This window comes from Stenotrophomonas sp. 220_Sma (genome assembly GCF_056487375.1).
The window spans coordinates 4,632,352-4,643,805 of record NZ_CM151348.1 but is presented as its reverse complement, the minus strand read 5'-3'; the positions used below and the strand labels follow the sequence as shown (position 1 = coordinate 4,643,805).

General features: G+C 64.8%; 6 protein-coding genes and 1 tRNA gene. 4 read left to right on the top strand and 3 right to left on the bottom strand.

Annotation, left to right across the window (positions count from 1 at the left end):
- The first annotated feature begins 21 nt into the window (after positions 1–21).
- The 3 genes from ACZLIB_RS21635 to ACZLIB_RS21625 all read left to right on the top strand — a co-directional run bounded on the left by ACZLIB_RS21635 (position 22) and on the right by ACZLIB_RS21625 (position 6,879).
- Positions 22–1,377 (top strand): Gfo/Idh/MocA family protein, encoded by a 1,356-nt coding sequence (locus tag ACZLIB_RS21635; protein ID WP_478468698.1) that lies wholly within the window; start codon positions 22–24, stop codon positions 1,375–1,377.
- Positions 1,378–1,708: 331 nt separating this feature from the next.
- Positions 1,709–6,436 carry an RHS repeat-associated core domain-containing protein gene (locus tag ACZLIB_RS21630; RefSeq protein WP_478468697.1) on the top strand — a complete coding sequence of 1,576 codons (4,728 nt, stop codon included), beginning with the start codon at positions 1,709–1,711 and terminating at the stop codon, positions 6,434–6,436.
- Positions 6,421–6,879, top strand: a complete 459-nt coding sequence (locus ACZLIB_RS21625) for a hypothetical protein (protein WP_478468696.1) — start codon at positions 6,421–6,423, stop codon at positions 6,877–6,879. The genes ACZLIB_RS21630 and ACZLIB_RS21625 overlap by 16 nt, the downstream gene beginning before the upstream one ends.
- 77 nt (positions 6,880–6,956) lie before the next feature.
- Here the strand turns inward: ACZLIB_RS21625 and ACZLIB_RS21620 are convergent, their stop codons facing one another.
- The 3 genes from ACZLIB_RS21620 to ACZLIB_RS21610 form a co-directional block, all read right to left on the bottom strand.
- Positions 6,957–8,834, bottom strand: a complete 1,878-nt coding sequence (locus tag ACZLIB_RS21620; protein ID WP_478468694.1) for an aspartyl protease family protein — start codon at positions 8,832–8,834, stop codon at positions 6,957–6,959.
- An 82-nt stretch (positions 8,835–8,916) separates the two neighbouring features.
- On the bottom strand, positions 8,917–10,071 hold the full coding sequence (locus ACZLIB_RS21615; protein WP_478468693.1) for a helix-turn-helix domain-containing protein: 1,155 nt from the start codon (positions 10,069–10,071) through the stop codon (positions 8,917–8,919).
- Between the two features lie 49 nt (positions 10,072–10,120).
- Positions 10,121–10,197 (bottom strand) — tRNA-Arg (locus tag ACZLIB_RS21610).
- Between the two features lie 149 nt (positions 10,198–10,346).
- On the opposite strand from ACZLIB_RS21610, the gene ubiA reads away from it, so the two are divergent.
- Positions 10,347–11,240, top strand: coding sequence for a 4-hydroxybenzoate octaprenyltransferase (gene ubiA / locus ACZLIB_RS21605; RefSeq protein WP_478468691.1), 894 nt, complete (start codon positions 10,347–10,349; stop codon positions 11,238–11,240).
- Positions 11,241–11,454: the final 214 nt, after the last annotated feature.

The following is an 11,454-nucleotide window of genomic DNA, read 5'->3' as shown; positions in this document are numbered from 1 at the left end:
CCAAGAGGAGAGATGTTTGCCATGAAGCGTAGGGAATTCATCGCGGCCAGCGCCGCTGTCGCCGCCAGCAGCCTGCTGCCGCAGACCCCGGCCTGGGCACGCGGGCGCAAGGTGCGCCTGGCCATGATCGGTACCGGCATGCGTGGCCTGGTGCTGCTGAAGGAACTGGTGCGCCGCGACGACGTCGAGGTGGTCGCCGTCTGCGATATCGAGCCGATCATGCTCGGCCGCGCCGTGGAGATGGTCAGCAAGGCTGGCAAGCCGGCCCCGAAGACCTACGGCCAGGACCGCGACACCAATGCCTGGAAGCGCCTGCTGGAACAGAAGGGCATTGATGGCGTGATCATCGCCACGCCGTGGGAGTACCACGCGCCGATGGCGATTGCCGCGATGCAGGCCGGCGTGGCGGTGGGCTGCGAAGTGGTGGCCGGCATCACCCTGCAGGACCACTGGGACGTGTTGAAGACCCAGCTGAGTACCGGCACGCCCTACATGCTGCTGGAGAACGTCTGCTACCGCCGCGACGTGATGGCCACGCTGCAGATGGTGCGCCAGGGCCTGTTCGGCGAGCTGGTGCACCTGCAGGCTGGCTACCAGCACGACCTGCGCGGCGTGAAGTTCAATTCCGGTGACCCGAACCAGCCCTACGACAGCGGCGTGGAGTTCGGTCCCAAGGGCTGGAGCGAAGCCCGCTGGCGCACCGAGCATTCGGTGGAGCGCAATGGTGAGCTCTACCCCAGCCACGGCATCGGCCCGTGCGCGATGTACACCGGCATCAACCGCGGTAATCGCTTCACCCACATCAACGCCTTTGCGACCAAGGCGCGCGGCCTGCACGAATACACCGTGGCCAAGAGTGGCGGCACCACCCATCCCAGCACCAAGGTGAAGTTCAAGCTGGGCGATATTGTGACCACCACGCTGGCCTGCGAGAACGGCGAGACCATCCTGCTGCAGCACGACACCTCGCTGCCGCGCCCGTACTCGATGGGCTTCCGCGTGCAGGGCACCAAGGGCCTGTGGATGGACGTGAACCATTCGATCCACATCGAAGGCCGCAGCCCGCCGCACCAGTGGGAAGAGTTCAAGAAGTACCAGGACGAGTACGAGCACCCGCTGTGGAAGCAGAATGCCGAGACCGCTGCCAGCGCTGGTCATGGTGGCATGGACTGGTTCGTCATCCATGCGTTCGTGGAAGCGCTGAAGGCCAAGGCACCGATGCCGATCGACATCTATGACGCGGTGACCTGGAGCGCGATCACCCCGCTGAGCGAGCAGTCGATCGCCAACAGCTTCCAGACGCTGGAGTTCCCGGACTTCACCGCTGGCGCGTGGAAGCAGCGCAAGCCGATCTTCGCGTTTGACGGCAAGTACTGATCTGCTTTTTGTAGAGTCGAGCCATGCTCGACTGCTTTGAATGCAACGCCGGGTTATGCCCGGCGTTGCTGTTTGTGTGGGCATTGGCCCCTGTAGAGCCGAGTCCATGCTCGGCTGCCCATCTGATCGGCCGACCTGTATCAGAAAACTCTGAAATCCGACCCATTCCACAGTTTCTGACTTGAATGTGTAAATCACATCGGAGATAACGTCCCCCGTGCGGTCAGGCCGCATTCCGGACCAGGGACGATCCGAAGCATGACGTGGTGAGGCAACCGCCCCACGTTCTCGTTCCCGCCGGTGCTGTGTTCGTCCAGGAAGGAGAACAGGGATGTTGAAGCGATTGAAGGATCTGTCGAGCGGAGTGCTGGCGATGGCCGCGCTGGGATGCATGGGCACCTCTGCGGTTCAGGCGCAGGAGGTGAAGAAGCAGTGGTTCGCGTTCGCGTCCGGCAACCAGCCCCGTGCGACCGAGAAGCTGGTACAGAAGGACATTGAAACCCGCTTTGCCGCCCATCAGGCCTATGGCCCCTTCAGCTGGGAGATGCGGGGGACCACTACCCTGACCGACAAGATCATCTATGACTACGCGATCAAGCCCGCGAAGCTGATCAAGACCGATTGGACATACCGCTTCGACAGCCAGGCGCATGGCTCGGAGGAGGCCCTGTTCGAGGCGCTCAGGCTGACGGTGCCCAAGGAGCCCGCCTGCCCGGCGCCGCAGGTTTCGATGACGCAGGCGTGGACGGGGATACCTGGCGGTGGCGCAGGTGCCGGCGCCGATGGCAGCAATGTGGGTGAGCGGGGCGTGGCCACCGTAACCTACCACTCCTTCAATGCAGGCAGTGCAACCTGCGAGCCGATGACAGCGCCGCGCCATGTCCAGCGGACACGGGAAGTGAAGTGCCCCAATACCAGCAGCACCATCATGAAGTGGCGTGAAGATCTGCAGATGTGCGGCATGCCCCCGGCGCTTGAGACGGGGACGGCGGCAATGACCCGCCGATACTACAGCCCGATGATCGCGCAACAGTGTGATGCACCTGGAAATCCATGCGACCCGACAACAGGTGACAAGACCCAGCCCGAGCCCGATTTCGATCTGGGCTGGATCAGCTTCCGCCGTCACTACCACTCGCTGACCAGCACGCCTGGAGCCGCCTTGGGCACGGGTTGGACGCACTCGCACAACCTGCGGTTGACGGTCGGTGTGGACAGCACCACGTTCCCACCGGGCACCGAAGTGAAGGTCGGTCGGATCGGTCAGGACGGCACGCACCTCGCTTTCCCCAAGCGCGGTGCCTACTACGAAGCCAATGACGGCAGCGGCGAGCGGGTAACGCAGCAAGGTTCCAACTGGCTGCTCTCACGCGCCGGGGAGCGCATCCTGTTCAGTTCCACCGGTCTGATGCAGCGTCGCGATTTCGAGGACGGAACGTCGCTGACCTATGCACACGACAGCCGTGGCCGCCTGCTCAGCGTCACCCATTCAACCGGGCGGCGTCTGGATATTCAGTACCTCCTGCCAGGTGACGACTCGCTGATCTCCGCGGTGATGGTCGCCGGCCAGCCTGTGGTGAGCTACGCCTATTCACCTGCCGGCGAACTGATCCGTGCGACCTACGCAGACGGCGCCAGTCGTACGTACCACTATGAGGACGCCCGCTTCCCGGGTTACCTGACTGGCATTACCGCCGAAGACAGCCAGCGCTACAGCTGGTACGGCTATGACACGCAAGGGCGGGTCACCTGCAGCCGCCATTCCGGCGATTGCAGTCAAGCCGACGTGGGCATTGATGGCGTGCGCCTGGAGTACACCCCGGCGGGCACCACCATCGTCACCGATGCACTGGGCAAGCAGAGCACCTACGCCTTGACCACCAGCGGCGCCAGCGGCCTTCCGCGCAAGGTCAATGGCATCACCGAGAGCAACGGCAGCATCAGTCGCACCTATCTGCCCGAGGCCACCGATTTCCGGCGTCGGCTGCAGTCGGTGACCGACCGCCGTGGCGTTGTCACCCAGTATGCCTATGTCGAGGCCAGCGATGCTGCCGCAGGCGCCGTCAGCGTGACCACCACCACCGAAGCGGCCGGTACTCCGGATCAGCGCGTCAGCGAGACGCGCGTGGCGATGGACAGCAATCGGCTGGTGCAGCAGACCGTCGGCAACCGTGAGATCCGCATCGCGCGCAATGCGCGCCTCCAGCCGACCACCATCACCGTGCGCGACATGGTGACCGGTGACACCCGCGTCACCACGCAGACCTACTGTGAGGTCGAGGGCCCGGAGTGCCCGCTGGTGGGACTGCTGCGTAGCGTGGATGGCCCGCGAAGCGATGTGGCGGATGTCTCCACCTATGCCTACTACACTGCGGACGACGCGGGATGCTCGGCCAATGGTGTCTGCAGTTATCGCAGGGGCGACCTGCGCAGTGTGACCAACTCGCTCGGCCAGACCGTCGAGACATTAACCTACGATGCGCTCGGACGGCCGTTGTCGGTGAAGGACGGCAACGGCGTGGTCACCGACTACACCTACCATGCCCGCGGCTGGCCAACCTCGGTCACCGTGCGCGGCGCGACCACTGCCGAGAATCGGGTCACCCAGATCAGCTACTGGCCGACCGGCCAGGTGCAACAGGTCACCGTGCCTGACGGCAGCAGCGTTACCTATGTCTACGACGCCGCCCGGCGGTTGACGGACATCGCGGACAACGCAGGCAACACGATTCACTACACACTGGACAACGCCGGCAACCGCCTCAAGGAAGACACGCTGGACACCGGCGGCACCCTGCGTCGCACCCTGGCACGGACGTTCAACACGCTCGGCCAGCTGACCGCGCTGAAGGACGCGGGCAACCACGCTACCGGCTTTGCCTACGATGCCAACGGCAACCCGCAGACCGTGACCGACGCCCTGCAGCGCGTGACCAGCCAGCACTACGACCCGCTCAACCGACTGGCCCAGACCCTGCAGGACGTGGGTGGCGTGGCGGCGGAGATCCGCAGCCAGTACAACGTGCTGGACCAGGTGACCCAGGTCACCGACCCGAAGGGCCTCCAAACCACATACGCCTATAACGGCTTCGGTGACCTCACCGGCCAGGTCAGCCCGGACAGTGGCGCCAGCAGCTTCACCGTCGATGCGGCAGGCAACCGCAAGACGGCCACCGATGCGCGCGGCGTCACCGCCACCTATCACTACGATGCACTCAACCGGCTGATCGGCATCGCCTATCCGGACCCCAATCTGGACGTGGGCTACAGCTACGACGTGGCGCCCGCTGCGTGTACTGCCGACGAGCGCTTTGCCAAGGGGCGCCTGGGGCAGGTGCTGCACGCCAATGGCAGCACCCAGTACTGCCATGACCGCTTCGGTCAGGTCACCCGCAAGGTGCAGACGCTCAATGGGGTGGCCAGTACCCTGCGCTATGCCTACAGCAAGTCGGGCCGCCTGACGGCGTTGACGTACCCCGATGGCAGTGTGGCCGACTACGTGCGCGATACCCTGGGGCGCATCAGCCAGATCGGACTGACCCGGCCCGGCCAAGCTCGCCAGATCGTGGTGAACAACGTGACCTACGCGGCCTTCGGCCCGGCGACCGGTTGGACCTATGGCAACGGCCGCCAGCTACAGCGTCCGCTGGATCTGGACTACCGCCCGCGAGCGGTGCACGACCCGGCCGCAGGCGGCCTGTCGCTGGGCTATGGCTATGACCCCGTCGGTTCGATCACCGAGCTGAAGAACGGCGCAGGCTCGACGGTGCTGGCCAGGTACGCCTACGACACGCTGGGCCGCCTGACCCAGACCCAGGACGGCGCGACCGGCACGCCGATTGAAACCTATGCCTACGACGCCACCGGTAATCGCACCGCGCTGATCACCTCGGCAGGCACCGCCAGCTACACCTATCCAGCAACTAGCCATCGCCTGACAGCCGTGGACGGCGAAGTGCGCAACCATGACGCGGTGGGCAACACCACCAGCATCGGCAGCAAGGCGTTCAACTACAACGATGCCAACCGCATGAACGCGGTGAAGCAGGGTAACGCCACACTGGAGAGCTACGGCTACAACCATCGTGGCGAGCGCGTGTTGCGTACCCCGGCCGGTGGCGCAGCGCAGATCACCCTGTATGACGAGGCAGGGCAGTGGCTCGGCAACTACTCGGCTACGGGTCAGGCCCAGCAGCAGGCGATCTGGCTGGACAACTATCCGGTAGCGCTGATCAGCGTGCCAAGCGCAGGTGTGCCGGAGTTGGCCTACATCCAGCCGGACCATCTGGGTACGCCGCGTGTGGTGATCGACCCGGTGCGCGATGTCGCGATCTGGGGGTGGAGCAACAAGAGCGAAGTGTTCGGCAACCAGATGCCGAGTGATGATCCGGATGGCGATGGAATGGTGTTCGAGCTGGCGCTGCGCTTCCCGGGCCAGCAGGCGACGGCTGCAAGTGGGCTTTTCTATAACTACCAGCGGGAATACGACCCGGCTGTGGGGCGCTATTCGCAGAGTGATCCCATTGGGTTGATGGGGGGAATAAGCACGTTCACATATGTTGGAAGCAATCCTCAGTCGGCGATTGATCCAGAATGTCTCGAGGGCATTGGGCCATGGAATAATGGTGAAATGAACAACGTCACCGGCTATGTTCCCGCCAACGACTGCGAGAGGGAGGCTGTTGCCGATCTGCTCATAGATCTCGTGCCCCTGACTTCAATGGTGTCTTTTGCAATGGATTCTGTGGGTGTTGACATAAACTTCTACGAGAATCCCGGCGTTCACTTTGGCGAGTATGGTGCAAAGACTCCGTATGCAGCGGCAGGTCACATGCTGGATGCGGCAGCGTCGCGTCAGGATGGCAAAGCGGCCAGAAGGACGCGCGGGGCAGCTGAGCGCGGAATTCATTACTCGGTTGCCAACGGTCGCCTAAATCGAGCTGCGGCGCATGCGGGGAACGCTAATCTCTTGCGGGGTGGATCGAAGATCCTGGGGCCCCTTGGAGCAATGGTGAACTACAGGTCAAACTACAATAAATGCCAATGTCCGGTGAATTGATTTTCATAAGGTGCATGAAGGGTGCAGCTGCAGTTGGAGCGTTGGCGATCTGCTACGCGCTGATTGCGTCCATGTTGAGTATGGGCTGTCCAGTCGTTGGGTACTCCCCAGCAGTTATGTTTGCTCTTTTTGTGGCATTGCTGGTGCTGCTTGTGTATTCCAAGTTCGAACTGGCGAGAAGGGGGATTCTGTCGGTTGAGGTTAGGCGAGTGCGATTCGCGTTCGCTATGGTTTTCCTAGCCGAGATGTTCATGATCGGATTGCTGATCGCCCGGAACCTCGAATGCGATAGCTTCGTTCGCGCGATTCCCATTCCCGGGGTACTACTTGTCTTCTATACAGCTGCCGCCTTCTCATTTGTATTCAGTGACTTCTATCTTGGCGCTGTGCGAAAAATCATCAGGCTTGGCACTCGGCCGAGGAACTTCTTAAGGGACAAATAGTTGGCACTACCCTTGTCGTGCGTGAGCATCCGCCGCGTGAGTGGCGGGTGCTTCGTAGGGATGGCGCCAGTACCGCCTCAATTTGCAGGCCAATCCGCAGCCACCCGATCGGCCAGCACCAGCTCGGTATCCACCTGCCGGCTGTCGCGGAGATAGCGGATGCTCAAACGGGCTCCAACGGGACGCTCGCGCAGCAGCGCACGCCAGTCACCCAGTATCCGCGCGGCCACCGCCTCGCTGTCGATCATGATGATGCGGTCATCCTTGCGCAGCCCCGCACGCGCCCCGGCGCTGGTCGGTGCTACATCCGCTACCTGCAATGCGTCGTTCTGGGCCTGCAGCCACAACCCGCTGCGGTCGAAGGCATCGGCCTGCGTACTTTCGGCATTGGGCACCAGATAGAGGCGCTTGGCGTCGTAATCGATGCCCATGGAGAATCGGCGCAGCACGCCACCGCCCAGGATCGCACCGTAGTCGGCCAGGGCCAGCGCTCCTTTGTCGGTGGTGGATAGATCACCGACCAGGCCGCTGACCTTGATGCTGCCCATGCGCAGCACACCGAGCCGGGCCGGTCGCGCGCGGCCCGGGCCACCGAGGCCCCATCCGAGCACCGCCTCCTCTCTGGCGTGGTACTTCTCCAACAAATGATGGGCACGCACGAACGGGCTGCTCAGGCTCAGCGAGTTGCGTGAGCCAGTGTCCAGCCACAGCCGCAGCGGGATGCCATCCAGCTCGCCATTCAGTACCGGTGCGCGGTCGTCCTGTTCGAACGGCAGTGCCACCGCGTTGCCGGGCGGCTGGTAGTGGCCCGGTCGGGTGAAGCTGAGCACGCGCGCACCGTAGTCGAAGGTGGTGACGAAGCGCAGGAAGGTCTCATAGCCGATGAAGCCATCGTGCGGCACGCCCATCGAGTTGATCTGCTGGCCGAGGTCGATGATGTGGAATACCGGGTTTGCAAGGTGCGCGCCACCGATGCGCAGGTGGCGGGCCTGTGCCAGGCGCAGGTCGCTGGCACTGTCGCCGGCACCATGCACGCTCAGGCGACCGGTGGCGGTCAGCCCCAGACGCTTGGCGGCGGTCGGTGTCAGCAGGTTGATGGCGCCGGTGTCCACCAGGAAGCGTGCCGGCTGGCCGTCCACCTCGGCCTCGATGTAGACATGGTTGTTGATCAGGTCGAACGGGACGTGGGTTGTGCCGCTGGCATCGTCGATGTAGCTGTCGTCGGCCATCACCGGTGGTGCATACAGCGCATCCAGCACAGGGCCATCCACCTGGTAGCGCTGCACCTGCACGTCGCTACGCAGGCGCGGGTCGGCACGGCCCTGGGCATCGAGCGTATCGGTGATGATGCGATGGGGCAGCAACAGGCCGCCGACGCTCCGGTAGTCTTCCAGTGCGGTAGCGGTGGGTGTGCGAGGGGAGGCGATGACCACCCGACCGAGCAGGCCGCTGCGCGCGTCGAACCAGAGTTCGATCGGGTCCGCTTCCTCCGGCGTCGTCGACAGCACGTCATAGCGCTGCCCGTCGTGGACCTCGGTACGTGGGCCTGCAAAGCGCGAGGCCGGATAGGCGCTGGACCAGTAGGCGCGGGTGGCCAGCCACGACTGCGTGCGGGCAGTGCGGCGTGGCACGGTGCCATCCAGCAGGCCTACTTCGCCGCCGTAGTCGCGGCGCCACGACAGCTTGCCGTCGAAACCCTGCGCAACGGTGAAGGTCCCCAGCTGCGCCTGTTCGGCATAGCGCCCGGCGCGCAGGTCCTGGTTGAGCTGCCAGCGGCCTTGCAAGCCACCGACCGACTGCTCGCCCTCAGCCTGCAGGCGCTGTACCGACAGCCACGGCTCGCCGCCACTGGCTGCACGGGCCCGGGCCAGCACACCCGCCGCATCCCCCACCGCAGCCTGCACGGGAATCGCCAGCATCCACAGCAGGCCGAACATCATCCGTTGCCATCGCATTGCATCACCTTCTTCGTCGGGTCGAGCGCTGATGGCAGCGCAGCGGCGGGCACCGTTCGACCGGGCGTGAAGGATTGGACGTTCAGCCGGACGTGGCGCGGCTGCGGCGGTACTCGCTGGGTGTCTGCCCGGTGGCGCGCTTGAACGCACTGTTGAAGGTGGACTTGCTGCCGAAGCCGGCGGCAAGGCCGATGTCCAGCACGCTGCGTGGGTCAGCCGGATCGGAGAGGAGGGACTTCGCGGCCGTGATGCGGAAACCGGTCACGAACTCGGAGAAGCTCTGGCCCAGACCCTGGTTGAGCGCCTGCGAGACCTGGTTGGGTGACCAGCCGCTGTGCTGGCTCAAGCCCTGGAGGTCGAGTCCCGGGGCCTCATGCAGGCGTTCGCCCTGCATCAATGCGGTCAGCGCGCTGGCGATGGCCGCGCATTGCGCCGCGTCGATGCCCGAGCGCTCGTAACGTGCGACGGCGACGTCTTCGATGGGCGCGGGGATGAGATTCCCAATGTCCGGTGCGGCGATCCTCACTGGCGCGCGCAGTTGTTGGCGCACCACCCGGCACGCCAGTAGATACATGCCCACGGTGGTCAGCAGGCTGAGCCCGATGCTGGCCAGCAGCGGAGCGGCGTCCGGCGGCCACCGGTTCATCGCGCTGGCAAGCCAGCAGCCCGCCATCACGATCGCCAGCCCGCGCAGTCCGCTGCGTTGGATGGCGGTTCCGCGCGAGGCCGAAGACGTGCGCAGCGAGAGCCACAGCGTGGCCAGCAGGTAGGGGGCGCCCTGCAGCAGCCAGCCATGGAAGCTGAGCGGGAACAGCACCTTGCCCAGCGGCAAGCCCTCGGAAGGCGCGAGTGCGTTCAACAGGGAAATGACGAATGCGAGGCCAGCCGGCAGCAGATGCGCGAGCGGCAGCAACGAAGTGTGGTCCGGCGCTGGGGACAGCAGCGCACGCGCATGGCCATACAGCAGCGGGCCCAGCAGATAGACCAGTGGCACTTCGATGGCCCGCAGCCAGCGCACCGCGTCGGCCGACAGCCAGGCCTGGCCACCCAACAGCACCAGTCCGAACAGATTGGCGGCGGCGAAACAGGCGAAGAAGGTGGTGAGCAGGTGGTTGCCACGCCGGGCGCGGCCGAAGGTCACTCCGGTGGACAACGCGGCCAGGCCGAGAATCGCAGCGCCTGCCGCCAGCTTCAGCAGATCCGGTGGCGTCATGCGCGCAGTGTTGATGAAGCGCACGGCATCGTCCAGCGTGGGCTGGCAGTGTGCGGGCAACAAGAGGGGAAGATGGCGCGCCCGGAGGGATTCGAACCCCCGACCAATGGCTTCGGAAGCCACTACTCTATCCGGCTGAGCTACGGGCGCGTTGTAGAACCGCCGCGCCACCGACCAGTGCCGGGGCGGACATCGCAGCGCCATGAGGCGGTGCGGGACCGGCATTCTATCCAGTTTCGCCGAACAAATCTCCCCCCATGGGCAAAGCCCTGCCGGAGGGGCAGGAGTATCCTATCGCCATGGCTGATACCCCCCTCATTTCGCCGCAGTCGCCGGCGACGCCGCGTTGGCGGCATTACTGGAGTCTGATGCGCGCTGATCGCCCGATCGGCACGTTGCTGCTGCTGTGGCCCACCTGGTGGGCGTTGTGGCTGGCCGCGGGCGGCCTGCCGCCGCTGTGGACGCTGTTCGTGTTCACCGCCGGCGTGTGGCTGACCCGCTCGGCCGGTTGCGTCATCAATGACTATGCCGACCGCTGGCTCGACCCGCATGTGGAACGCACCAAGGCGCGTCCGCTGGCCACCGGCGCAATCAGTGGCCGTGCCGCGCTGGCACTGTTTGCCGTGCTGATGCTGGCAGCGTTCGGCCTGGTGCTGACCCTGAACGGGCTGACCATCGGCCTCAGCTTCATCGGCGTGTTCCTGGCCGCCAGCTACCCGTACCTGAAGCGCTACACCCATCTGCCGCAGGTCTACCTGGGCATGTCGTTCGGCTGGGGTATCCCGATGGCGTTCGCTGCGGTGCAGGGCGAGGTGCCGATGCTGGGCTGGCTGCTGTATGCCGGCAACATCCTGTGGTCCACCGCCTACGACACCTGGTACGCCATGGTCGACCGCGAGGACGACCTGAAGATGGGCTCGCACTCCACCGCGATCCTGTTTGGTGACCTCGACCTGGTCATCCAAGGCGTGTTGTACGCGCTGTTCCTGGCCACCATGGCGCTGGTCGGCGTGCGCGGCGGGCTGGGCGGCTATTACCTGGTGGGCGTGGCGGTGGCCACTGCGCTGGTGGTGTACGAGTTCTGGATCTGCCGCAACCGCGAGCGCGGCCCGTGCTTCAAGGCGTTCCTGCACAACAACTGGGTGGGCGCCGCGCTGTTCGCCGGCATTGCCGTGGACCTGGCACTGCGTTGACGATTGGATCTGGTAGAGCCGGCCGCTGGCCGGCTGTACCCGTAGCGGTCCCGAGGTTGCCGGCCAGCGGCCGGCACTACCGCCTTCTACCACCTGCGATGATGCTTGGATCTGGTAGAGCCGGCCGCTGGCCGGCTGCACCCGTATGCGGTCCCGAGGTTGCCGGCCAGCGGCCGGCACTACCGCCTTCAACCACCTGGGATGATGCTTGGAT